The organism is Sphingobium sp. AP50, assembly GCF_900109095.1.
Taxonomy (GTDB): domain Bacteria; phylum Pseudomonadota; class Alphaproteobacteria; order Sphingomonadales; family Sphingomonadaceae; genus Sphingobium.
Map to the genome: position 1 here is coordinate 62,218 of NZ_FNYZ01000009.1, position 24,286 is coordinate 86,503.

25 protein-coding genes are annotated in these 24,286 nt (G+C 61.2%); 15 read left to right on the forward strand and 10 right to left on the reverse strand.

The genetic code is table 11. From position 1 onward, the window contains the following. The first annotated feature begins 124 nt into the window (after positions 1 to 124). Genes BMY84_RS15460 through BMY84_RS15470 form a run of 3 tightly spaced genes read left to right on the forward strand, consistent with a single transcriptional unit; the run spans position 125 to position 3,323 of the window. Positions 125 to 2,077: a pilus assembly protein gene (locus tag BMY84_RS15460; RefSeq protein ID WP_093085039.1), complete on the forward strand. Its 1,953-nt coding sequence runs from the start codon at positions 125 to 127 to the stop codon at positions 2,075 to 2,077. Between the two features lie 38 nt (positions 2,078 to 2,115). Then, positions 2,116 to 2,667 (forward strand): TadE/TadG family type IV pilus assembly protein, encoded by a 552-nt coding sequence (locus BMY84_RS15465; protein WP_256215269.1) that lies wholly within the window; start codon positions 2,116 to 2,118, stop codon positions 2,665 to 2,667. Continuing rightward, positions 2,664 to 3,323, forward strand: a complete 660-nt coding sequence (locus BMY84_RS15470) for a TadE/TadG family type IV pilus assembly protein (RefSeq protein ID WP_093085042.1) — start codon at positions 2,664 to 2,666, stop codon at positions 3,321 to 3,323. Before BMY84_RS15465 ends, BMY84_RS15470 begins: the two co-directional genes overlap by 4 nt. A gap of 56 nt (positions 3,324 to 3,379) precedes the next feature. Here the strand turns inward: BMY84_RS15470 and BMY84_RS15475 are convergent, their stop codons facing one another. From BMY84_RS15475 to eno, 4 genes are all read right to left on the reverse strand, one after another. After that, entirely contained in the window at positions 3,380 to 4,750 is a 1,371-nt protein-coding gene (locus tag BMY84_RS15475) for a pyruvate dehydrogenase complex E1 component subunit beta (RefSeq protein WP_093085043.1), read from the reverse strand. Next, on the reverse strand, positions 4,750 to 5,829 hold the full coding sequence (pdhA, locus tag BMY84_RS15480; RefSeq protein ID WP_093085045.1) for a pyruvate dehydrogenase (acetyl-transferring) E1 component subunit alpha: 1,080 nt from the start codon (positions 5,827 to 5,829) through the stop codon (positions 4,750 to 4,752). The genes BMY84_RS15475 and pdhA overlap by 1 nt, the downstream gene beginning before the upstream one ends. 231 nt (positions 5,830 to 6,060) lie before the next feature. After that, positions 6,061 to 6,372, reverse strand: coding sequence for an FtsB family cell division protein (locus tag BMY84_RS15485; protein ID WP_093015008.1), 312 nt, complete (start codon positions 6,370 to 6,372; stop codon positions 6,061 to 6,063). 77 nt (positions 6,373 to 6,449) lie between these two features. Next, the gene (gene eno / locus BMY84_RS15490) at positions 6,450 to 7,724 is read right to left on the reverse strand and encodes a phosphopyruvate hydratase (RefSeq protein WP_093085047.1); all 1,275 of its coding nucleotides are present in this window, start codon (positions 7,722 to 7,724) and stop codon (positions 6,450 to 6,452) included. 229 nt (positions 7,725 to 7,953) lie between these two features. Between eno and BMY84_RS15495 the strand changes: the two genes are divergently transcribed. From BMY84_RS15495 to BMY84_RS15515, 5 genes are all read left to right on the forward strand, one after another. Continuing rightward, positions 7,954 to 8,580 carry a hypothetical protein gene (locus BMY84_RS15495; protein WP_093085048.1) on the forward strand — a complete coding sequence of 209 codons (627 nt, stop codon included), beginning with the start codon at positions 7,954 to 7,956 and terminating at the stop codon, positions 8,578 to 8,580. A 54-nt stretch (positions 8,581 to 8,634) separates the two neighbouring features. Then, the gene (locus BMY84_RS15500; RefSeq protein ID WP_093085050.1) at positions 8,635 to 9,060 is read left to right on the forward strand and encodes a phage holin family protein; all 426 of its coding nucleotides are present in this window, start codon (positions 8,635 to 8,637) and stop codon (positions 9,058 to 9,060) included. Beyond that, the gene (locus tag BMY84_RS15505; RefSeq protein ID WP_093085052.1) at positions 9,057 to 9,380 is read left to right on the forward strand and encodes a hypothetical protein; all 324 of its coding nucleotides are present in this window, start codon (positions 9,057 to 9,059) and stop codon (positions 9,378 to 9,380) included. Before BMY84_RS15500 ends, BMY84_RS15505 begins: the two co-directional genes overlap by 4 nt. After that, on the forward strand, positions 9,373 to 9,981 hold the full coding sequence (locus BMY84_RS15510; protein ID WP_093085054.1) for a DUF883 family protein: 609 nt from the start codon (positions 9,373 to 9,375) through the stop codon (positions 9,979 to 9,981). Before BMY84_RS15505 ends, BMY84_RS15510 begins: the two co-directional genes overlap by 8 nt. 104 nt (positions 9,982 to 10,085) lie before the next feature. Then, the gene (locus BMY84_RS15515) at positions 10,086 to 10,307 is read left to right on the forward strand and encodes a DUF4170 domain-containing protein (RefSeq protein ID WP_093014995.1); all 222 of its coding nucleotides are present in this window, start codon (positions 10,086 to 10,088) and stop codon (positions 10,305 to 10,307) included. Between the two features lie 51 nt (positions 10,308 to 10,358). On the opposite strand, the gene BMY84_RS15520 is transcribed toward BMY84_RS15515, so the two are convergent. From BMY84_RS15520 to carA, 6 genes are all read right to left on the reverse strand, one after another. Next, positions 10,359 to 11,018, reverse strand: coding sequence for a rhomboid family intramembrane serine protease (locus tag BMY84_RS15520; RefSeq protein WP_093085056.1), 660 nt, complete (start codon positions 11,016 to 11,018; stop codon positions 10,359 to 10,361). A 4-nt stretch (positions 11,019 to 11,022) separates the two neighbouring features. Then, positions 11,023 to 11,499, reverse strand: coding sequence for a transcription elongation factor GreA (greA, locus tag BMY84_RS15525; RefSeq protein WP_093014991.1), 477 nt, complete (start codon positions 11,497 to 11,499; stop codon positions 11,023 to 11,025). Between the two features lie 81 nt (positions 11,500 to 11,580). Beyond that, a complete protein-coding gene (gene carB, locus BMY84_RS15530) occupies positions 11,581 to 14,916 on the reverse strand; it encodes a carbamoyl-phosphate synthase large subunit (protein ID WP_093085058.1) in 3,336 nt (1,111 codons plus the stop codon). Beyond that, the gene (locus BMY84_RS15535) at positions 14,916 to 15,206 is read right to left on the reverse strand and encodes a hypothetical protein (RefSeq protein ID WP_093085059.1); all 291 of its coding nucleotides are present in this window, start codon (positions 15,204 to 15,206) and stop codon (positions 14,916 to 14,918) included. The genes carB and BMY84_RS15535 overlap by 1 nt, the downstream gene beginning before the upstream one ends. A gap of 55 nt (positions 15,207 to 15,261) precedes the next feature. Further along, complete coding sequence (locus BMY84_RS15540) at positions 15,262 to 15,630, reverse strand: ribonuclease E inhibitor RraB (RefSeq protein ID WP_093085061.1); 369 nt, start codon at positions 15,628 to 15,630, stop codon at positions 15,262 to 15,264. Continuing rightward, entirely contained in the window at positions 15,627 to 16,805 is a 1,179-nt protein-coding gene (carA, locus tag BMY84_RS15545) for a glutamine-hydrolyzing carbamoyl-phosphate synthase small subunit (RefSeq protein WP_093085062.1), read from the reverse strand. Before carA ends, BMY84_RS15540 begins: the two co-directional genes overlap by 4 nt. A gap of 153 nt (positions 16,806 to 16,958) precedes the next feature. Between carA and BMY84_RS15550 the strand changes: the two genes are divergently transcribed. From BMY84_RS15550 to BMY84_RS15580, 7 genes are all read left to right on the forward strand, one after another. Beyond that, positions 16,959 to 17,411 (forward strand): GatB/YqeY domain-containing protein, encoded by a 453-nt coding sequence (locus BMY84_RS15550; protein WP_093085064.1) that lies wholly within the window; start codon positions 16,959 to 16,961, stop codon positions 17,409 to 17,411. Between the two features lie 139 nt (positions 17,412 to 17,550). Continuing rightward, positions 17,551 to 17,955: a GIY-YIG nuclease family protein gene (locus BMY84_RS15555; protein ID WP_093085065.1), complete on the forward strand. Its 405-nt coding sequence runs from the start codon at positions 17,551 to 17,553 to the stop codon at positions 17,953 to 17,955. Continuing rightward, positions 17,952 to 19,829: a DNA primase gene (gene dnaG / locus BMY84_RS15560; RefSeq protein ID WP_093085067.1), complete on the forward strand. Its 1,878-nt coding sequence runs from the start codon at positions 17,952 to 17,954 to the stop codon at positions 19,827 to 19,829. Before BMY84_RS15555 ends, dnaG begins: the two co-directional genes overlap by 4 nt. Before the next feature lie 46 nt (positions 19,830 to 19,875). Continuing rightward, the gene (rpoD, locus tag BMY84_RS15565; protein ID WP_093085068.1) at positions 19,876 to 21,921 is read left to right on the forward strand and encodes an RNA polymerase sigma factor RpoD; all 2,046 of its coding nucleotides are present in this window, start codon (positions 19,876 to 19,878) and stop codon (positions 21,919 to 21,921) included. Positions 21,922 to 22,074: 153 nt separating this feature from the next. Continuing rightward, the gene (locus BMY84_RS15570) at positions 22,075 to 22,755 is read left to right on the forward strand and encodes a DUF6975 family protein (protein ID WP_093085070.1); all 681 of its coding nucleotides are present in this window, start codon (positions 22,075 to 22,077) and stop codon (positions 22,753 to 22,755) included. Positions 22,756 to 22,831: 76 nt separating this feature from the next. After that, positions 22,832 to 23,677: an AAA family ATPase gene (locus tag BMY84_RS15575; RefSeq protein ID WP_093085211.1), complete on the forward strand. Its 846-nt coding sequence runs from the start codon at positions 22,832 to 22,834 to the stop codon at positions 23,675 to 23,677. Positions 23,678 to 23,787: 110 nt separating this feature from the next. After that, positions 23,788 to 24,213 carry a GFA family protein gene (locus BMY84_RS15580; protein ID WP_093085071.1) on the forward strand — a complete coding sequence of 142 codons (426 nt, stop codon included), beginning with the start codon at positions 23,788 to 23,790 and terminating at the stop codon, positions 24,211 to 24,213. Positions 24,214 to 24,286: the final 73 nt, after the last annotated feature.

Sequence of the window (24,286 nt, forward strand, 5' to 3'; positions counted from 1 at the left end):
GGCTCACACAGATTATCGGTCCTTTAACCATCTTCCTCATACACATTCTAACGAGTGGGCCTGCATAGGCAGGCAAGCTGTCCGACCTGATTGTAGCGGACGCGACATGGGTGATTGCGGGCATATGGGCAAGTCAAAGGATCGGCAATTGGGCTTTCTGGGGCGTCTGCTGAAAAGTCAGGCAGGCAACACGCTGGCGATCGTCGCCGCTGCGATCATTCCATTGGCTGCCCTGATCGGCGGCGGACTGGACATGAGCCGTGCCTATATGGTCCGCGCGCGCCTGCAACAGGCCTGCGACGCCGCAGCCCTGGCCGGTCGCCGCGCCATGACAACTTCGACCATGACCGATGCGAACAAGGCAGAAGCGAAGAAATTTTTCGACTTCAACTTTCAGCAAAACACATTCGGAAGCGCATCCTTCACCCCGGTCATCCAGAGTAAAACCGGCGACACGACCACGGTTCAGGTCACGGCCGATACCAGCATTCCCACCACGGTCATGCGCATCTTCGGGTACAAGACCATGGCTTTGTCGGTTACATGCGAATCCCGCTTCGACATCGGCAATACCGACGTCGCGCTGGTGCTGGACGTCACTGGATCGATGGATAGCAGTATTTCGACCGGTGTCGGAAACGCAACCACGACCCGCATCGCCGCGCTGCGTCAGGCCGTTCGCGACTTTTACGACACGCTGGGTGCAGGCAGCATCGCCAACGGGCGCATTCGCTATGGCTTCGTGCCTTATAGTTCGACGGCCAATGTAGGTTATATGATTCCGTCGGAATATATGGTCGGCAGCGTCAACGGTGAGACGTCCAGCTATAATAGCCGCATCGGCAATTATTATCTGGCGAACAATCCGACAGACAGCACCTGTTACAAACAAAATGGCCTTTCCACATGCTATGCGACAGCGACTGAGGCAGATCAGAAATCTGGTACGACTTTGTCAGGCAGCAATTGCTCTACCTGGCAAAACGCAAAATCCACCAGTTCTGGCAGCGCGCCCAGCAACACGACTACCGTCACTTACAGCTATGGCGCATGGAATGGCAGCACCTCAACACAGCCGTCAGGTTCAACCGCTCGCAAATGCACCCGCAAGGAAGTGACGACGACGACAACCTATCAGACCTCGACAGTGCCGCAGCAAGGCTGGACTCGCTACGGCAACTGGTCCTACACCAATGTCGATCTGGACACGTCGCTGTTCGTCAAGGGCAATGCCATTCAGAATCCGGCGTTCGAATGGGGTACCAATACGACTTGGGCCGGCTGCATTGAAGAATCGCAGACCGTCAACACGATCACATCATCTACGTCGATCAGCAGCATCCCTGCGGGCGCCTATGATCTGGACCCCGATCTGATCCCCGACACCAAGGCCAAGAAATGGAAGCCCTTCTGGCCGGACGCCAGTTGGTATCGCAGTTCCACCCCGGCGACATCGGCCGTTTGGAACAATTGGGCTGCGGACGCTAATGACGATTATGCGGTTTGCGTGGCAAAGGCGCGCATGCTCGCTACATATTCGTCTCGTTCATCCAGTCCGTCGGAGGATTATGGCTCGCCCGACGCATCGCAGAGCACCTACGACGGCTATGTCTCGGGACTGACGGCAGGCGGCTTCACCAATCACACGGTCGGCATCACCTGGGGCGCTCGTATGCTCTCGCCTGACGGCATTTTCGCGTCGAAAAACGGCATTGCCCCCAACGGCTTCGCTACGTCGAAGAACATCGTGTTCATGACCGACGGGGCCATGCAGATTCCTAACAACAATTATGATGCCTGGGGCATCAACGCCCTGAACGGCCGGATCGCGGCTACCAGCAAGAGCAGCGCTGACCTGAAGACCATTCAGGAACAGCGGTTCAAAATTGCCTGCGAAGCGGCCAAGCGTAAGGGCATCACCATCTGGATCATCGTGTTCTCCACCTCGTCCAACGATGCCCTGAATTCCTGCGCGACCAGCACCAACCATATCGCCGTCTCTTCCGACGCATCGTCACTCAGCGACGATTTCAAGGATATCGCCAAGAATATCGGCGGCTTGAGGCTGTCTCAGTGATGACGATATCACACCGAATACGCAGCATCTTCAGATGCGTGCGCGGCGCGACCCTGATGGAATTCGGCCTGGTCGCGCCGCCGCTGTTGCTGACCATCATGGGCATCGCGGATCTTGGTTATCAATCCTATCTGCGTGCGGTGACAGCTGGCGTGCTGGACAAGGCTGCGCGCGCCGCATCAGTCGGTACGCTCAACAGCACACAGATCGACAGCTATATCCAGACACAGATGGAAGTCATCAACGCCAAGAACGGCACGACATCGGTGACCAAGAAGAGCTATTATGACTTTTCCCGTGTCGGACAACCGGAGAAGATCACCAGCGACACTGCACCGCTTGGCACCTATAATAGCGGCGATTGCTATGAAGATGCGAACGGCAATGGCGTATTTGATGCGTCGGGCGGTTCTGAAGGCTTGGGCGGCGCTGACGACATCGTCTATTATCAGGTCACGGTATCGATGCCCCGCCTCTTCCCGCTCGCTAAAATGCTAGGCTGGAGCGCGACCCAGACTGCCACGGCCAGCACCGTCATTCGCAATCAGCCTTGGGCAAATCAGGCGACTCCTACGGTGCGCTGCTCATGACCCTCAAAAAAACAACTATATCTCTCCGCCTTTCCTCACTCAAACGAGACGACAGTGGGCTGGCGATCATTGAGTTCGCCTACTCGCTGCCCGTTTTAATGATCCTGTTCATGGCTGGGCTGGAAGTCGCGAACCTTGCCATTGCGCATATGCGGGTCAGCCAGATGGCAATGCTGGTCGCCGACAACGCATCGCGCGTCCGCAAGTCGATTGATGAAGCGAACATCAATCAAATCTTCATTGGCGCGGAAACGGCGTCTGGTTCGCTGAAATTCAAGGCTAATGGGCGCATTTTCCTGTCCGACCTCGAACCCAATGGTCTGGCCAGCCCGAATACCGGTCAGTATATTCGCTGGCAGCGTTGCTGGGGCGACGGCAATTTCACGTCTAGCTATGGCGTCACCAATGACGGCAAAACAAATTCCAGCATGTCGACAGGCATGGGGCCCGGCACGACGGCAGCGACCAAGATCAGCGCGGCAGACGGTACTGCCGTGATGTTTGTGGAGGTAGCCTATAATTATCAGCCGCTGATCAGCAACGCGATCTTCGGCAATAAGGTGATCCGCTACACCAGCGCTTTCAACGTGCGCGAGCGGACCGATCAAGCAATTACCAACGCAGGTTCGCCGGCAGCAACAGTGGCAAGCTGCTGAAACAAAAAGGGCGGCTCCTTCGAGCCGCCCTTTCCTGTTTCCGACGATAGCCGATCTTACTTGTAGCAGACCTTCTTGGCCGCTTCGACCACGCGGGCCGCGTCGATCAGCGCCGCCTTTTCGAGGTTGGCGGCATAAGGCAGCGGCACGTCTTCGTTCGTCACGCGCAGCACCGGCGCATCGAGATCGTCGAAGCCCTTTTCCATCACGACGGCGGCGATTTCCGACGCAATCGAGCAGGTCGGCCAGCCTTCTTCCACCACGACCAGGCGGTTGGTCTTCTTCAGGCTTTCCAGCACCGTCGCGGTGTCGAGCGGGCGCAGCGTGCGCAGGTCGATCACTTCCGCATCAATACCCTCGGCCGCCAGCGTTTCCGCCGCGTCGAGCGCCAGGCCCACGCCGATCGAATAGCTGACCAAAGTCACGTCCTTGCCCGGACGCATGATGCGGGCCTTGCCGATCGGCAGGACATAATCATCGACCTTGGGCACGTCGAAGCTGCGACCGTAGAGAAGTTCATTCTCCAGGAACACGACCGGATCGGTCGAGCGGATCGCGGCCTTCAGCAGACCCTTTGCGTCGGCCGCGTCATAAGGCGCGATGACGATCAGGCCGGGAACGGCGGCATACCAGGGACCGTAATTCTGGCTGTGCTGCGCGCCGACGCGGCTGGCCGCGCCGTTGGGACCGCGGAACACGATCGGGCAGCGCATCTGGCCACCGGACATATAGTTGGTCTTGGCCGCCGAGTTGATGATGTGGTCGATCGCCTGCATGGCGAAGTTGAACGTCATAAACTCGATGACCGGACGCAGGCCGCCCATGGCCGCACCCGCACCGATACCGGCAAAGCCATATTCGGTGATCGGCGTGTCGATGACGCGCTTGTCGCCGAATTCGGCCAGCAGGCCTTGGGTCACCTTGTAGGCGCCCTGATATTCGGCGACTTCTTCGCCCATCACGAAGACGCGCTCATCCTTGCGCATTTCTTCGGCCATCGCGTCGCGCAGCGCTTCACGCACCGTCGTCTTGACGAATTCGGTGCCGGCCGGAAGGTCCGGGTCTTGCACGGTCGCACGGGCTTCCGACGCCAGCTTGGACGTGCCGCTTTCGGCCTTCTTGGGCGTTTCCTCGACCTTGGGCGCTTCCGCCTTGGGTGCCGGTGCCGGAGCGGCTTCTTCACCGCCCTCGCCAGCCATCGTCGCGATGACGGTGCCGACCTTCACGCCTTCGGTGCCTTCAGCGATCATGATCTTGCCGATCAGACCTTCATCGACGGCTTCGAATTCCATCGTCGCCTTGTCGGTTTCGATTTCCGCCAGGATATCGCCCGACTTCACTTCGTCGCCTTCCTTCACCAGCCATTTGGCCAGCGTGCCCTCTTCCATCGTCGGCGAGAGCGCCGGCATCTTGATTTCGATACCCATTAATATTGCTCCACCAGCACGTCGGTATAGAGTTCATGCGCTTCGGGTTCAGGCGAAGTTTCGGCGAAGTCGGCGGCTTCGGCCACGACCTTGCGGATGTCCTGATCGATCACCTTGATCTCGTCTTCGCTGACGCCAGCGTCGATCAGATATTTCTTCACGCCCTCGATCGGGTCGGACTTTTCGCGCACGGCCTGCACTTCGTCACGCGACCGATACTTGGCCGGGTCGGACATGGAGTGGCCGCGATAGCGGTAGGTCTTCATTTCAAGCAGGATCGGGCCATTGCCTTCCTGCACCCACTTGAGCGCTTCCTCGGTCGCACCGCGCACGGCGAGCACGTCCATGCCGTCGACCTGGATGCCGGGGATGCGGAAGCTCTCGCCACGGCGATAAAGCTGGTCTTCCGACGATGCGCGGTTGACGCTGGTGCCCATGGCGTACTGGTTGTTCTCGATCACGAAGATGATCGGGAGCTTCCACAGTTCGGCCATGTTGAAGGATTCATAGACCTGGCCCTGATTGGCCGCGCCGTCACCGAAATAGGCGACGCAGACGCCGCCGTCATTGTTGTATTTGTGCGCGAAGCCGAGGCCCGCACCGAGCGACACCTGCGCACCGACGATGCCGTGGCCGCCGAAGAATTTATGTTCGACGCTGAACATGTGCATCGAACCGCCCTTGCCGCGCGAGATACCCGCTTCACGGCCAGTCAGTTCGGCCATGATGACCTTGGGGTCGATGCCATAGGCCAGCATGTGGCCATGGTCGCGATAGCCGGTGATGACGCTGTCCTTGCCGGGCTTCAAAGCCGACTGGATGCCGACGGCAACCGCTTCCTGACCGATATAGAGATGGCAGAAGCCGCCGATGAAGCCCAGGCCGTACAACTGGCCGGCCTTTTCCTCGAAACGGCGGATGAGGACCATCTGCCGATAGAATTCCAGCAGTTCTTCCTTGCTGGCCTTATAGTCGGTCGGCGTTTCCGGGCGAGGCCGGTTATGGTCCGCACCGGCGATGGCGGGTGCAGCCGCCTTTGCCTTTGCGCTCGCTGCGCGCGGCGTGGTTGGTTTCGCCAAGGCTATTATCCTTTTGCGTGGGGGTAGGATGGAAGGAAGTCCGATATAGCGGCAGAGTTGCATATATTGCAACTGCGACCCCACGGAATCCGGCCAGAACCAATAGCTATTACCGAAAATTGATGGCTTCGAACGCCTTGGTCACAGACCAGCAAAACGCCCTCGCAGCAAAATTGCTAGGACATGCTTTTTCGCGCAAAATCCTTTCGCAGGCTTTACGCTTCCGTAACGTCAGTTGAGCGGCACGACCACTTCGTCATGGTGAATCACACCGAGCTGGCGACGGATCAATTCGTCCGCCAGATCGGGATCGACCCGACGCGGGTTCAGCGCGTCCACGCGATTGCGCAATTCCGCCTGCGCATGCTGGGTCTGCTTGAGTTCCGCCTGCGCCGCATGCAACTGGCGCGTGTAATCGCCCCATGCCAGCACCCCGTTTGATCCCAGCACGACATAGCCGGCGAAGAACAGCAGCAGGAGCAGCGCAATCGCAGGGCCAAGGGCCGAAAAAAGCAGAAGACGGAGTTTCGCGATATGCGCCATGGACCAGATGAATCACAGGATTCGGGTGGCCGCAAGCGAAAAATCACACGCTTGCGACCAGCCGAGTCTCTTGCAGTTTAACGGAAGATCGAACGACCCGCATAAACGGCAACATCGCCCAGTTCTTCCTCGATACGGATGAGCTGATTATATTTTGCAAGCCGGTCCGAACGGGCCAGCGAACCAGTCTTGATCTGACCGCAATTGGTGGCGACGGCAAGGTCGGCGATGGTCGCATCCTCCGTCTCACCCGAACGGTGCGACATGACCGCTGTGTAGCGCGAACGGTGCGCCAGATCGACGGCCGCCAGCGTCTCGGTCAGCGTGCCGATCTGGTTGACCTTGACCAGCAGCGAATTGGCGAGGCCCTTACCGATGCCCATGGCCAGACGCGCCGGGTTGGTCACGAACAGATCGTCGCCAACCAGTTGCACCTTGTTGCCGATCTTGTCGGTCAGCGCCTTCCAACCTTCGAAATCATCTTCGCTCATGCCGTCCTCGATCGACTTGATCGGATAGTCGGCGCACAGCGCGGCCAGATAATCGGCCATCTCGACCGGCGAGAGCGACAGGCCTTCGCCCGAAATCTCATATTTGCCGTTCTTGAAGAATTCGGTCGCGGCGCAGTCCAGCGCCAGCACGACGTCGTCGCCCGGCTTGTAACCGGCCTTCTCGACCGACAGCATGATGAAGTCGAGCGCATCGCGGGTTGAGGCGATGTTGGGGGCAAAGCCGCCCTCATCGCCAACCGCCGTCGCCAGCCCCTTGTCATGCAGGCCCTTCTTGAGCGTGTGGAAGATTTCCGAACCGATCCGCACAGCGTCGGCGATGCTTTCCGCACCGACCGGCATGATCATGAACTCCTGGAAGTCGATCGGGTTGTCGGCATGTTCGCCGCCGTTGATGATGTTCATCATCGGCACCGGCAGAACGTGGGAAGAGACACCGCCGACATAGCGATAAAGCGGCAGACCACGCGCATCGGCAGCAGCCTTCGCCACAGCCAGCGACACGCCCAGGATCGCGTTGGCGCCCAGGTTCGACTTGTTCTCCGTGCCGTCCAGCGCGATCATCGCGGCGTCGACTTCGGCCTGATCTTCGGCTTCCAGGCCGATGATTTCCTCGGCAATCTGGTCGTTGACGGCGGCCACAGCGGCCAGCACGCCCTTGCCCAGATATTTGCTCTTGTCGCCGTCGCGCTTTTCGACCGCTTCATAGGCACCGGTGGACGCGCCCGAGGGCACGGCGGCACGGCCGAAGCTGCCGTCTTCCAGCATGACATCGACTTCGACGGTGGGATTGCCACGGCTGTCCAAGATCTGGCGGGCGTGGATATCGAGAATGGCAGTCATGATCGCTCCTGCACTTGCGGTCGTAACGCGGACCTATGGCCTGTGAATTCGCGCCCCGCTTAGACAGCACCCTGCATATTGGCAATGCAGGGGGTTGCGCAGATGCAAAAAATGCCGATGGTCTAAATGTAACGGCAACGGAACTGTAGGCCGTTGCCAAGCATTTGGGTCATATACCCCGTCGCGCAGCGCGGCATTTTTTGCTGACATGAAAGGGAGATTGAGGACGATGGCTGACACACCGGAAACCCCGCCCGTCAAGCGCGTGAAGAAGGCGACCGTGGCCAAGCCCGTCAAGGCGAAGCCCGCCAAGTCGGCTGTTGCGGCCGCCACGCCGGTCAAGACGGCACCGGTCAAGAAGGCCGCTACCCGCAAGGCCGCCGCACCCAAGAAGCCGGGCAATGGCGCCGCCTCGCATGGCTGGACGGCCCAGATCGCCCCGATCAAAGCGCAGGCGGAAAAGACGGCCAAGGCCGCTGTCGACAAGCTGAACGCCGTCGACTGGAAGGCGCATATCGATCCGATCAAGGAACAGGCGGGCAAGACCGCCAAGTCCGCCGCTGGCGCCGCCAAGGACAAGACCGGATCGGCGATGCAGAGCCTGGCCAAGCTGATTTCCGATACGGCCGGCACGGTCGATGCCAAGCTGGGCCCGCAATATGGCGACTATGCGCGTCAGGCAGCGGAATCGGTGGCTGGCGCTGCGGACACGCTCGACAGCAAGGATGTCGACCAGTTGCTCGGTGAAGCGCGCGATTTCGTGCGCAAGAGCCCGGCTGTGGCGATCGGTGCGGCAGCGGTGGTCGGCTATGTGCTGATGCGCCTTGCCAAGGGTTCCGACGACGACAAGGCCTGACCGGTCCTTTCCCAACACCGACGCACAGGCCCGCAAGGCGGGGCGGAGGGTTAATTGACAGACGAGCCAGCGGAAACGGTGGTAACGCCGCGCGCCGACGGGCAGCCTGACGGCACGCCCATTGAACAATCGGGCGCGAGTGCAGATACGCCGCCGCAGGAAAGCGTGGGCGAGGTATTGAACCGCCTTTATCAGGACGGTCGCGCCTATGCCTCAGCCGAGGCGGAGCGGCAGAAGCTCCGCCTCGGCATTGTCGGCGTGGGCGTACGCAATGCCGCCATATTGGGCATCATCGCGCTGATCCTGGTCTTTTCCAGCATTGTTGCGTTGCTCGTGGGTCTGGTGATTACCCTGGCGCAGGATATGGCGCCGATCTGGGCGACGCTAATCGTGGTTGGCGGTGCATTGGCGGTTGCTATGATCCTGCTGCTACTGGCCAAGGGCTGTATCAGTCGTATGGCAAAGGCGATCAAAGCATGAGCCGTAAAAATGCCTATCGCGAATCCTGCGTCCGTGCGGATGCGGCCCGCGCGCAACTGATGGCCAGCGCAGATGCCGCCAAGGCGCGCGTTGCCCCTGCCCGCCTGAAACAGGATCTGAAGGACAAGATCAGCAACGCCGCACTTGATGGCGTGGCGCGGGTCGCCGTGCAGGTGCAGCAACGTCCCGTCGCATTCGGCGCAGCGACCGGCGCCTTTGCCCTTTTCCTCGCGCGGCGTCCGCTGGCGGCACTTTTCCGTCGGCTGTACGTTCGCTTTACTTACCCTACACCGGATATTTCGGAGACTGACGATGGCTGACATCCGCGCCCAACTGACCCGCGTTCGCGAAGCCGCCAACGATGCGGCGATCAGCGCAACCGACATCATCAAGGACGGCACCGAAAAGGCGCGCGAAAGCGCCGGCGACCTGATCCAGAACGGCCGCGACAAGGCGAACACCGCCTATAGCGACGCCCGTGACAAGACGCAGCGCGTCGCCGCCCGCGCCAATGAAATCGTGCAGGAACATCCGATCGTCGCCGTCGCCGGCGCGGTGGCCGTGGGCGCGGTCGTCGCCTGGATGTTCCCCAAGAGTCGCCGCGCAATGAAGGCGCTGCCGGGCCTCGCCGCCACCGCTGGCGCGAAGGTGGTGGAAGCCGCTATTGCGGCCCGCGCCGCCGCAGCAGATGCTGCCGTGGCAGCACGCGATGTGGCAGTCGATGGTGCCGAAACCGTGAAGCAGGGCGCCAGTAGCGCGCTCCATGCCGCCGGCGATGTCGCCTCCAGCGCGAAGGACAGCGTCGTATCCGCGGAATTGCCGGCCAAGGCATCGAAGCTGGCCGATGACGTGGCCGCGCTGGTTGCGGCCAAGGTCGACGCCCTGAGTGATGCGATCAAGGCACGATTGCCGAAAAACTAATCGCGATTGCGGGAAACGCAATCGATCCATGCCCCTGCGCTCCTTGGCTGGCAGCGGTCGCGATGCTAAAGCGCCGCTATCAGCCAAAGGAGAAAAGATAAACCATGAGCAAGATGCATCTGGTTATGGGCGGTCGCGTCACTGACCCGCAGACACTGGAATTTCAGGACCTGAGCAAGGTCGATCTGGTCGGCATCTTCCCCGACTATGCCTCGGCCGAAAAGGCCTGGCGCGGCGCAGCCCAGCGCACCGTTGACGACGCGGAAATGCGCTATGTCATCGTGCACCTGCACCGCCTGATGGAGCCGGAACTGCCGAGCGCCTGATTTCTGGCTACTCAACTCAGCCCGTTCGCCCCGGCGAACGGGTTTTGCTTTTTAATGCACCGCCCGAGGCTTCTTGCGGAACCGCCAGCGCAGCAAGGGGCGCGTCAGCACCAGCCCCGCCAGAAAGCCGCCAATATGTGCGGCTATCGCGATCTGACCCAGATCGCCAAAACCTCCCGCAGTCGCCACCCCGATCATCAACTGAATGCCGATCCACCCGGCCGCCAGCCACAGCACCCGCACCATATTGGCGGATAGCGGTCCGATCCGGCGCACCTGCTGCTGGCTATAGAGCAGCGAATAAGTGGCGATGATCGCGGAAATCGCGCCGCTCGCCCCCACCATCGGATTGGTCGACGCCGGATCGATCACCCATTGCGCCAGACAGGCGGCATAGGCGCCCACGCCATAGAGAAACAGCGTCCCGCCCCAACCCAGCACATGCTCCACCTGCCGACCGCAAAAGAGCAGCATGAACATGTTGAAGCCGATATGCATCCAGCCCGCATGGATCAGCGTGCAACTGATCGGCGTCAGCCAAGCCGGAACAGCCGCCATGCCATCCAGCAAGGCGGGTTGCCCCAGACGCGCGGGAATGAAGCCGCCGACAATGGCGGCATCATTCACCCATCCACCCAGATACAGCAATGCAAAGGCGGCGATGCTGATCGCCGCTATGCCATTGGTGGCGCGACCGGATGGCAGTTTCACGGCGTCAGATGAACGCGATCTTGTCGACCAGGTAGAATTTGTCGCCCGACGGGACCGACACTTCCACCTCGTCGCCGATCTCACGACCGATCAGCGCCCGGCCCAGCGGGCTGTTATAGCTGATCATGCCCAGCTTGGCATCCGCCTCGGCCTGACCCACGATCTGATATTTGACCGGCTTGTCTTCCTCGTCCAGCAAGGTCACGGTCGCGCCGAACACGATCTTGTCGCCCGACAAAGTGGTCGGATCGATGATCTGAGCGCGGGACATCTTGTCCTCCAGATCGTTGATCGTCGCCTCAACCTGACCCTGCCGTTCCTTGGCAGCGTGATATTCGGCGTTTTCGGACAAATCACCATGCGCGCGCGCTTCTTCGATGGCGTCCACGATCAAAGGCCGTTCGGCCTTCAGTTCGCGGAGCTGCGCATTGAGCTTGTCATAGCCCATTTGCAGCATCGGCATCTTCTCGACGGTCGCCATTATTGCAAATCCTTCGTCAAAACTTCCCTTTGGCGGCCCCGACCATGGGGCCACCCGCAGCATGTTTCCTTATGCAGGGGATCAGGCGTGCGACAGGGGATAATAGGACTGGAGCGAGCGCACTTCAAGGGCATGGCCACGAAGCGCCTCGATCGCATCGGCCGCAGCGACACTTGCCGCCGCGGTGGTGAAGCTGGCGATCTTGCCGCGCAGCGCCGACGTGCGGATCGCCTTGCTGTCTTTCAGCGACTGCCAGCCTTCGGTGGTGTTGAAGATCAACTGCACGTCGCCGTCGGTAATCCGGTCCACGATGTGCGGGCGCCCTTCGGCCACCTTGTTGACGGTCTCGATGGTGATGCCATGCGCTTCCAGATAGGCAGCCGTGCCGCCAGTCGCGATGATGGTGAAGCCCATCGTCGCCAGCTTCTGCACCGCCGGCAGGATCACCGGCTTGTCGCTGTCCTTGACCGATACGAACACGGTGCCCTCGGTCGGCAATATCGTGCCCGCACCGATCTGTGCCTTGGCGAAGGCGATCGCGAAATTGCTATCGATTCCCATAACTTCACCGGTGCTCTTCATTTCCGGCGACAGGACCGGATCGACACCGGGGAAGCGGTTGAACGGGAAGACCGCTTCCTTCACCGCCACATGGTCGATCGCATTGCGATCGATCTTGGGCAGATCCTTGATCTTCTCGCCCGCCATCACGCGGCTGGCGATCTTGGCGATGGGCGTGCCGATCGCCTTGGCGACGAAGGGCACGGTGCGGCTGGCACGCGGGTTCACCTCGATCAGATAGACCGTGCCATTCTTGACCGCGAACTGGATGTTCATCAGGCCGCGCACCGACAGGGCATGGGCCAGCACTTCGGTCTGCCGTTCGATTTCCGCGATGATATCCGCCGACAGGCTGTAAGGCGGCAGCGAGCAGGCAGAGTCACCAGAATGGACACCAGCCTCCTCGATATGCTGCAACACACCGGCCACGACCACATCGTCGCCGTCGCACAGCGCGTCGACGTCGACTTCCACGGCATCGCGCAGATACTGGTCGATCAGCACCGGGGATTCGCCCGACACCTGAACGGCGGTGGTGATATATTCCTCCAACTGCGCCTGACCGTCGACGATCTCCATCGCCCGACCGCCCAGCACATAGGACGGACGCATCAGCACCGGATAACCGATGCGATTGGCGACCGCGATCGCCTCTTCGCGGCTGCGCGCAATGCCGTTGGCCGGCTGTTTCAGCTTCAGCTTGTCGATCAGCGCCGCGAAACGCTCGCGATCCTCAGCCAGATCGATGGCGTCGGGCGAGGTGCCAAGAATAGGCACGCCCGCATCCTCCAGCGCCTGCGCCAGCTTCAGCGGCGTCTGCCCGCCAAACTGCACCAGCACGCCCGCCAGCGTCCCCTGCGACATTTCGACATGCAGGATTTCGAGCACGTCCTCGGCCGTCAGCGGCTCAAAATAGAGGCGGTCGGACGTATCATAGTCGGTCGACACCGTCTCCGGGTTACAGTTGACCATGATCGTCTCATAGCCAGCTTCGCTCAGCGCGAAGCAGGCATGGACGCAGCAATAGTCGAACTCGATGCCCTGTCCGATCCGGTTCGGGCCGCCACCCAGAATGACCACCTTCTTGCGGTCGCTGGGCTGCGCCTCATTCTCCGCCTCGCCAAACAGCGGCGCTTCATAGGTGGAGTACATATAGGGCGTCTTCGCCTCGAACTCTGCGGCGCAGGTGTCGATGCGCTTGAACACCGGGCGCACGCCCAGTTTGTGACGCAGCGCGCGCACTTCGTCCTCGGTCACGCCGCCGGTCATGGCGACGACGGCATCGTGGATCAGACCCGACCCGCGCGCGATGCCGCGCTCATTGCCGCGCAGGTTCGCGGACTTCAGCGCCAGCCAGGCCAGCCGCTTGTCGGAAAAGCCCATGGACTTCAGGCGGCGCATGCCGTCCGTATCCTGCGGCAGGCCATTGGCCAGCACCTCGGCTTCCGCGTCGACGATTTCCTTGATCCGCTCCAGGAACCAGGGGTCGAACTTGGCGATGTTATGGATTTCCTGAACGGTCAGCCCTTCGCGCAGCGCCTGCGCCGCGACCAGCAGTCGGTCCGGGGTCGCCTGCGCCAAAGCAGCGATGATATCGTCCTTGGGCGCGCCCACCAGATGATCGACCTGATTGAAACCGCTCAGACCCGTTTCCAGACCACGCAGCGCCTTCTGCATCGATTCATGGATGTTGCGGCCGATCGCCATGACTTCGCCGACGGACTTCATCGCCGTGCCCAGCAGCGGCTCGGCGCCCTTGAACTTTTCAAAGGCGAAGCGCGGGATTTTCGTCACGACATAGTCGATGGTCGGTTCGAACGACGCCGGCGTCGCGCCGGTAATGTCATTCTCGATCTCGTCCAGCGTATAGCCCACGGCCAGCTTCGCCGCGACCTTCGCGATGGGGAAGCCGGTGGCCTTCGACGCCAGCGCCGAGGAACGCGAAACGCGCGGGTTCATCTCGATCACGATCAGGCGGCCGTCCTTCGGATTGACCGAGAACTGCACGTTGGAACCGCCTGTTTCCACGCCGATTTCACGCAGCACCGCGATCGATGCGTTCCGCATGATCTGATATTCCTTGTCGGTCAGCGTCAGCGCCGGGGCGACGGTGATGCTGTCGCCGGTATGGACGCCCATCGGATCGACATTCTCGATCGAACAGATGATGATGCAATTGTCGTTGCGGTCCCGCACGACTTCCATCTCATATTCTTTCCAGCCGATCAGCGATTCCTCGATCAGCACCTCGGTCGTCGGCGATGCGTCCAGACCACCGCGCACGATGTTGACGAACTCTTCGCGATTATAGGCGATGCCGCCGCCGGTGCCGCCCATGGTGAAGCTGGGCCGAATGATCGAGGGAAGGCCGGTAAACTCCAGCGCCTCCAGCGCCTCTTCCATCGTATGCGCGATACGCGAGCGGGCCGATTCCAGCCCGATCTTGTCCATGGCGTCGCGGAACTTGATCCGGTCCTCCGCCTTGTCGATCGCCTCGGCATCCGCGCCGATCATCTGGACGCCATATTTCTCCAGCGTGCCGTCGTTGAACAAAGCCAGCGCCGTGTTCAGCGCCGTCTGCCCACCCATCGTCGGCAGCACCGCGTCCGGCCGTTCCTTTTCGATGATCTTCGCCACGATTTCGGGCGTGATCGGCTCGACATAGGTCGCGTCGGCAAATTCCGGGTCGGTCATGATCGTGGCCGGATTGGAATTCACCAGGATGATGCGATAGCCCTCTTCCTTGAGCGCCTTCACCGCCTGCGTGCCCGAATAATCGAACTCGCACGCCTGGCCGATGATGATCGGACCAGCGCCGATGATGAGGATGGAGGAGATGTCGGTTCTTTTAGGCATTATCTTCCCGCACCAAATAACTTGCGAAACAACGAAGCCATCCATTTGGATTTGCTCGATTGTTCAATTGACCCCCCGGATTGATGAACGACATCCAACCGAGGCTTGAAGTGAAATCCCATCGCTGCACCGGACTGTGCTGCATAGAACATCAATTTTTCTACTCTGTCTCGATAGACCTCGTCTGCTTCGTCACCAGGATATATATCAACATTGGCGACACCTTCCTCGTCGGTGAAAAACACGACCTGATCTAACGAAATTCCGGCATCTATCACGGCCTTGGCCATTGCTCCCCGATCGGGGCGACTCACAGCACAAACTCCAAGAAATACCTTGTAAAAATCAATGCACGCCCCCCGCCTGCGCCTCGCATCCCCAGCCGTCATATTCGACGCCGCAGAGGATTTCGATCTGGAGGCATTTCTTGGTCAGCGCACGGATCGATGCTTCATCGACCGGCTGCACGCATTCCAGAAACAGGAACAGGTCGCCATCCTCATCTTCTTCCCGGTCCAGTTCGACAAAGCCGAACTGGCTGGCGAGGATGAGGACGCGCTCGAAATCCTTCTCGCTGCCCCGGAAGCTGACGTCCACGGGCCGCGCGATGCGCGCAACGTCGCCATTGCGCTTCAGGTTGGCGAGAACGTCCTTGTCCGCTTCCCACTCTGCGGCGAGGCGTGCTTCGTCGACGGGGGGCAGGTTCTGGCTCACGCCGCGACCGCACCTTTCAGGCCGGCCACGAACTTGCGGAACAGATAGAAGCTGTCCTGCGGCCCCGGCGAAGCTTCGGGATGATATTGCACCGAAAAGGCACTCTTGTCCGTCAATTCGATGCCGCAATTGCTGCCATCGAACAGCGACACATGGGTCGATCGCGCATTGGCGGGCAGCGTGTCGACATCGACCGCGAAGCCATGGTTCATGCTGGTGATCTCGACCAGACCGTCCGACAGGCGCTTGACCGGATGGTTCGCGCCGCGATGGCCCTGATGCATCTTGATCGTCTTCGCGCCCACGGCCAGACCCAGCAACTGATGGCCAAGGCAAATGCCGAACACGGGAATATCGGCCGCCAGCACGCTCTGGATCACCGGCACCGCATAGTCGCCGGTCGCAGCCGGATCGCCCGGACCGTTGGAAAGGAACACGCCATCGGGGTTCAGCGCCGACACCTGTTCAAAGGTCGCCATCGCGGGCAGCACGGTCACGCGCGCGCCGGCCTGCACCAGATTGCGGAAGATGTTGTTCTTCGCGCCATAATCGATCGCGACGACATGGGGGCGCTCTTCACCCGCCTCATTCAGGCCATAGCCATGGCCCAGCTTCCAAACGCCATCCTTCCACAGGCGGCTTTCTTTGCCCGTGACTTCGATGGCGAGGTCCATACCCTCCAGCCCCGGCCATGCGGCGGCCTTGGCGGCGAGCGCGGCGATATCGAACTTGCCCTCGGGATCATGGGCGATCACGACATTGGGCGCGCCCTTGATGCGGATCAGGCGGGTCAGCGCGCGGGTATCGACCCCGGCCAGACCGATCCGGCCATTCTCACGCATCCACTGGTCGAACGGTTCGACATTGCGGAAATTGCTGGGCGCGGTGACGTCCTGCCGCACGATGCAACCCAGCGCATAGGGGCTGCTCGCCTCCACATCGTCCAGATTGGTGCCGACATTGCCGATATGCGGAAAAGTGAAGTTGATGATCTGCCCGGCATAGCTGGGATCGGTCATGATCTCCTGATAGCCGGTGATCGACGTATTGAAGCAGAGTTCACCCACCGCATCGCCGACCGCACCGAATCCGCGGCCGAACACGGCGCTGCCATCGGCAAAAACCACGACCCCTGTCGCTCCTTTAGGCACAATGAGGGTCTTGGCGTCTGCCATGGTCGCGGTCCTTTATGCTTTTGCGGGAACCCGTCTGCTGCGGGTTAAACGGCCGGTCAGGTAGGCGTGCATCCTCCACAGGTCAACGTCTGTTAAAAATCTCTTTTGCCGCTATATCTGCTCCTTTCCCGAAGAGACAGGATATATTCGCCGATGATTCGCGAGCAGGTAAAGAGCGCCCAGATCGAGTCCATGAAGGGCGGCGACAAGGAACGCCTGGCCGCCGTGCGCCTGATCCTGGCAAAGCTGAAGGACCGCGACATCGAACTGCGCACCGCCTCCACCGTGCCGGACGATGATGCCATCGTGGTGGAAGTGCTCCAGAAGATGGTGAAGCAGCGCCGCGAATCGATCGACATGTTCAAGAGCGGCGGCCGCGACGAACTTGCCGCCAAGGAACAGGCCGAACTGGACGTGATCGAAAGCTTCCTCCCCGCCCAGTTGAGCGAGGAAGAAACCAAGGCCGCGATCGAAGGCATCAAGGCCGAAGTCGGCGCGACCAGCGTCAAGGACATGGGCAAGGTGATGGCCGTGCTGAAGGAACGCCACGGCAGCGTGATCGACATGAGCAAGGCAAGCGGGCTGGTGAAAGCAGCGCTTGTGTGAGTGAAGAAGGGGCAGCGCCACCTGCTCTCCCCCTCCCGCCCGCGGAAAGCCCCCACCGAACCTCCGTTCGTTTCGAGCAAAGTCGAGAAACGACTGGCACGATGCTCGACACGGACGGAAGTTAGGGCATAATCGCCTGATGGCGTTCTGGACCTATATGCTCAAATGTTCAGACGGCCGTTATTACACCGGCCATACCGACAATCTGGACCATCGCATCGGTCAGCACCAATGCGGCCAAGGCAGCCAATTCACCCGCAACCGCCTGCCGGTCACGCTTGTCTGGAGCGAAACTTTCGGCACCTGCATCGAAGCGCTGGAAGCCGAACGCATAATCGGCGGCTGGTCCCGCGCCAAAAAGGAAGCCATGATAGCTGGCAACTGGTCGTTGGTGTCATATCTCGCGAAACCGCCAAAGGAACGGCAGACAAAAGGCCCGTTCGTTTCGAGCGTAGTCGAGAAACGGGAAGAGTGCGCTCGCCGTTTCTCGACTACGCTCGAAACGAACGGATATGGCATGCCTGATCCCGAGCAACCCGCATGACCCTCACTCCCCAATGGCTGGACGAACTGCGCGCGCGCACGTCGCTGTCGACCCTCATCGGCAAGACCGTCAAGGTCACCAAGGCTGGCCGCGAGTACAAGGCCTGCTGCCCCTTCCATAATGAGAAGACGCCCAGCTTCACGATCAATGATGAGAAGGGCTTCTACCACTGCTTCGGCTGCGGCGCGCATGGCGATGCGATCCGCTGGATGACCGATCAGCGCGGCCTGCCCTTCATGGAGGCCGTGAAGGAACTGGCCGCCACCGCTGGCATGGACGTTCCCGCCGCCGATCCCCGTGCCGCAAAGCGCGCCGAACAGGCCAAGGGATTGCACGACGCCATGACCGCGGCCCAGAGCTTCTTCGAGGATCAACTGGGCGGCATCGATGGCGGCGAAGCACGCGCCTATATGCAGAAGCGCGGCATTACCGACGCCACGCGCCGTGCCTTCGGCTTCGGCTATTCCCCGGATTCGCGCGGGAAGCTGAAAACCGCCTTGCGCGACTTTGGCGAGCCGATGCTGGTCGAAACTGGCCTACTTATTGATCCAGACGGGGAACGCGACACCTACGACCGCTTCCGTGGCCGCCTGATGCTCCCCATCCGCGACATTCGCGGCCGGGTGATCGCGTTCGGCGGCCGCATCATCGGCGCTGGCGAACCCAAATATCTGAACTCGCCCGACACGCCGCTCTTCGACAAGGGCCGCACCCTCTACAATATCGACAAAGCCTCCCCCGCCAGCCGCTCGACCGGCCGCGTCATCGTGGTCGAAGGCTATATGGATGTGATCGCCCTCGCCCAGGCCGGCTTTGGCGAAGCGGTCGCCCCGCTCGGCACGGCGCTGACCGAACATCAGATCGAACGCCTCTGGAAGATGGTGGACGTGCCCATCCTCTGCTTCGACGGCGACTCGGCCGGGCAGAAGGCGGCGATCCGTGCCGCCACCCGCGCGCTGCCCCTGCTCCACCCCGGCCACAGCCTCGCCTTCGCGACGCTTCCCACGGGGCAAGACCCGGATGACCTGATCCGCGCGAGCGGACCGCAGGCGATGGAGGCGGTGCTGAACGCCGCCGAACCGCTGATCGAACGCCTCTGGAAGCATGAGATCAGCGCTGCCCCGCTCGACACCCCTGAACAGAAGGCCGCGCTCAAACAGCGGCTTCGCACCATTTCGGACGCGATTGCCCATCCCGACGTACGCGCCCATTACGCCCACGAGTTTCGCGAGCGGTACGACGCCCTCTTCTTCGCCCGGCGCGACTCCGCCCCGCAACAGCGCAGCAGCGGCAACTTCAGCGGCGGCCAGCGCTGGCAACGCGACAAACGCGGCAACTGGAAGGCCCCCATCCCCCCCGCCGGCACCGAAGCGCGTGCCATCGGCGCCAGCGGCATGGAACAGCGCTTGCTGCGCGCAATCCTGGCCGCGCTCCTGCGCCATCCCGAACAGATCGGCCCGCATCGGGAGATGCTGTCGGCCCTGCAAATCGGCGATCCGCTGCTCGCCCAGTTGCTTGCCGCGATGATCTCTGCGTCCTTCCGAAAAGAAACAGTTGAAACGCAGGCCCTCCTTACCATATTGGGGCAAGGTGAGTTGTATAATATGGCCAAGGGAATGCTCCGGGCCGACGCGTTTACACTCACTCCCGACAGGATGACCACCGACCCTGACCGCCTTGCGCGCGATCTGGAGGAGGCCGTTCGGGTGATGGCGCAGGGACCGGAACTGGAAGCAGCTCTGGTGGAAGCGACGAGGCGGTTCGAGAACGACTTCAGCGAGGAAAATTTCGCTGAGCAGCAACGCATCCGCGTGCTGAAAGCCGATCATGATCGCCGCGTCGCGGAACTGGCGCAGTCCGAAGACATTGTTTGATTGAAGCTAGCCCTTTCAACAGGGGCAGCGAAGTTAAGGCGAATAAATGGCGACCAAGGCGAACAGCAAAAATGGTGGTATGGGTGACGGAGAGGATGGCGGCGACGCCCCCCTGCTCGACCTCAACGAAGCCTCCGTCAAGAAGCTGATTTCGCGCGCGAAAAAGCGCGGCTACATCACGGTCGACGAGCTGAACGAGGCTCTTCCCCAGGATCAGATGTCCACCGATCAGATCGAGGACATCATGTCGGCGCTCAACGAAATGGGCGTCAACATCGTCGAGAATGAGGAAGCCGGCGAAGACGGCGACGAACAGCGCGAGCGCGAAGAAGCCGACGATTCCGACGATGATTCGGGCGACGATGATGGCGGCCCCAAGCTCGTCACCGAAAAGAAGAAGGAAACGGTCGATCGCACCGACGATCCCGTTCGCATGTATCTGCGCGAAATGGGCGCAGTGGAACTGCTCAGCCGTGAGGGCGAAATCGCCATCGCCAAGCGGATCGAGGCTGGCCGCGACACGATGATCCTGGGTCTGTGCGAAAGCCCGACCACCTTCAACGCGATCATCGAATGGTCGACCGCCCTCAACAACGGCGAAATGCAGCTGCGCGAGATTCTCGATCTCGACGCCATGCTCTCCAAGGATCCTGCTCCGGAAAATCTGGAGGAAGGCGCCGAGGATGATGATGGCGAGATCAGCGAAAAGACCGCTGGCCCCAGCTTCAAGGAAGAAGAAGAGCCGGAGGAGGAATCCGCCGACGGCGAAGATGAGGACGGTGCGCCCCGCGCCCGCCGCAATGAGGAAGAAGAGGAAGAGGACAACACCCTGTCCCTCGCCCAGATGGAAGAGACGCTCAAGCCGATGGCGCTTGAGAAGTTCGCGACCATCACGGAAATTTTCCGGGCTTTTTCCAAGGCGCAGGAAGCGCGCATGATCGCCATGGCCAATGGCGAAAGCCTGAGCCAGAAGGCCGAAGACAGCTATCATGAACTGCGCGAAAATCTGACTGCCGAGGTCGAGAGCGTCAAATTCCACCAGCAGAAGATCGAATATCTGGTCGATCAGCTCTATGCCTATAACCGGCGCCTGACCGCGCTGGGCGGCCAGATGCTGCGTCTGGCCGAGCGTCACAAGGTCAGCCGCAAGGATTTCCTCGACCGCTATGTGAACCATGAGCTGGACGACGCCTGGCTGGAAAAGGTGCAGGGCCTCGACAAGAAATGGACCGCCTTCGCCGCTGCCGAAGGGCGCGCCGTCGAACGCATCCGTAACGAGATTGGCGAAATCGCCCAGGCGACCGGCATGTCGCTGTCCGAATTCCGCCGCATCGTCAACATGGTGCAGAAGGGCGAGCGCGAAGCGCGTATCGCCAAGAAGGAAATGGTCGAAGCGAACCTGCGCCTCGTCATCTCCATCGCTAAAAAATATACGAACCGTGGCCTGCAATTCCTTGATCTTATTCAGGAAGGTAATATCGGCCTGATGAAGGCGGTGGATAAGTTCGAATATCGCCGCGGCTACAAGTTCAGCACCTATGCTACTTGGTGGATCAGGCAGGCGATCACCCGTTCGATCGCGGATCAGGCGCGGACCATCCGTATCCCGGTCCACATGATCGAAACGATCAACAAGCTGGTCCGCACCAGCCGCCAGTTCCTGCACGAGCAGGGCCGCGAACCGACCCCGGAAGAGATGGCCGAGCGCCTCTCCATGCCGCTGGAGAAGGTGCGCAAGGTGATGAAGATCGCCAAGGAGCCGATCTCCCTCGAAACGCCGATCGGCGACGAGGAAGACAGCCATCTGGGCGACTTCATCGAAGACAAGAATGCGATCATCCCGGTGGATGCCGCCATTCAGGCGAACCTGAAGGAAACGGTCACCCGCGTCCTCGCCTCGCTCACCCCGCGTGAAGAGCGCGTGCTGCGCATGCGTTTCGGCATCGGCATGAACACCGACCACACTCTTGAGGAAGTGGGCCAGCAATTCAGCGTGACCCGCGAACGTATCCGCCAGATCGAAGCGAAGGCGCTGCGCAAGCTCAAGCACCCCAGCCGCTCGCGGAAGATGCGGTCATTCCTCGATCAGTAAAATTAATTTGGATCGGTAAATAGTAATTAACCATCCTTGACGGAAAAGGGCGGCTTTCAGGGTCGCCCTTTCTGATTCCGTAAACCGGACGTTTACTCGAACCAGCCTATTGTCTGGCTTCAGCCGGCGTGCCGGGCAGTACAGGGGTTTGGGATGAGCGAAGCCGCACCGCGATATCAGTTTGGGGACATAGCGCGCATTCTTGAGGCGCTGGTTGCCGCCGATGGAACGGCATCCCATGCCTATGCCAACCGCGCCAGCACCGGCGTATCGCGCGAAACCCTGCTGTCGCTCGCCGATCTGGCCGACGCCGCTTATTATCTCTGCCTGCTGCACGGTCGCCAGCCCGGTGTGATCGACCATGCCGCCACCCGCTCTGCCGACAATGCCGCCCGCCAATGGCTGATTGAAGCGGCCGACGGCTTTGCCCGCGAACGCGCCTATCTTGCTCAGGTAACAGTCGCCGCCGGTCCTGCCCCCAGCACTGCGGGTCAGGCCGATTGCGAAACCGTCGTCAGCCAGCAACGCCACGCGCTCGACATGCTCGCCCAGTCCGACCGGCGCGGCTGCGCCATGGGCGCGGCGATGGCACTGGTGCTCGACTGGCGCGCCGTGCGGCACGTACTCGACATGGCCGCGATCCGCGCTGGCCTGGAACCCCATCCCTGCGCTCTCCCCGAACGCAGCCTCACGCTGGAAGTCGCCCGCTCGATCGGCGGCGACGATGCGATCGACCGCGCCATCCAGTTCGGCGCCCGCCAGCTTCTGAACCAGCATCGCGGCCTGTGGGATTTGCTCGCCGCCCGCGCCGACGTGCGCGCAAAGCAGGGCTGATCGCGCCTTTACCGATTGCACCTGCCCGCCGCATTGCCTAGTCCGGTTGCCATCGACAACCGAATGGGACGGGATGATGCGCTTTGAAGGCACACGGGATTATGTCGCCACCGACGATCTGAAGGTCGCGGTCAACGCCGCCGTGCTGCTGCGCCGCCCCCTGCTGGTCAAGGGAGAACCCGGCACCGGCAAAACCGTCCTCGCCCAGGAAATCGCCAAAGCGCTCGATGCGCCGCTCATCGAATGGAACGTCAAGTCCACGACACGAGCGCATCAGGGCCTCTATGAATATGACGCCGTCGCCCGCCTGCGCGATGGGCAACTGGGCGACGCGCGCGTCCACGACATCGGCAATTACATCCGCAAGGGCAAGCTGTGGGAGGCTTTCACATCCCCCAAACTCCCCGTCCTGCTGATCGATGAGATCGACAAGGCCGATATCGAATTCCCCAACGACCTGTTGCAGGAACTCGATCGCATGGCCTTCCACGTCTATGAAACGGGGGAGACGATCGCGGCGGCCGAACGGCCGGTGGTGGTCATCACGTCGAACAATGAAAAGGAGCTTCCCGACGCCTTCCTGCGCCGTTGCTTCTTCCACTATATCAAATTCCCTGACCGCGAGACGATGCAGGCGATTGTCGACGTCCACTTCCCCGGCATCCAGAAAATACTGGTGAGCAAGGCGATGGAAATTTTCTATGAGATCCGCGACGTCCCCGGCCTCAAGAAAAAGCCCAGCACCTCCGAACTGCTCGACTGGCTGAAGCTGCTGCTGAACGAGGATATGCCGCTCGACATCCTCCAGAACAGCGACCCTACCAAGGCGATCCCGCCGCTCCACGGCGCGCTGCTCAAGAATGAACAGGACATCATGCTCTTCGAACGCCTCGCCTTCATGGCCCGCAGACAGGGACGGTAACATAGCTATTCCCCTCCCGCTCGCGGGAGGGGAAGCGAGACTTACGAGCGCAGCGAGTTAGTCGCAGCGGGGTGGGCCGCCGCCCCGCACACCAACACAAGGATCACCCCATGCCCCACACCGCCGCCCACACCGCTGGATGCCTCTGCGGCGCCGTCCGCATCACCATCGACGCCGATCCCCTCGCCGCCCGCATGTGCTGGTGCCGCCTGTGCCAATATCTGGGCGGCGGATCGGCCACGGTGAATATCTGCTTCCCCAGCGAGCATGTAACCACGACCGGCGAGGTCCGCTGGCATGACAGCGTCGCCGACAGTGGCAATGCCATGAAGCGCGGCTTCTGCCCCAGCTGCGGCACGCCCCTCTTCAGCATGGCCGAATCGCGCCCGCATCTGACCTTCATCCGCGCCGGCGCGCTGGACGATCCTTCGCTGATCGGCCCGCAGGCGGAGATATGGACCGATGCCGCCCCCGCCTGGGCGCATCATGATCCCGACCTGCCCCATTATCCCGCGCAAATCCCGCCGGTCGCCTGAAATTCTCCCTTGCGCGCTGCGGTTTAGTCTGTAGCCTCCCTGTCATAGTTCAAGGCCGCGCCAAGACGGTCTG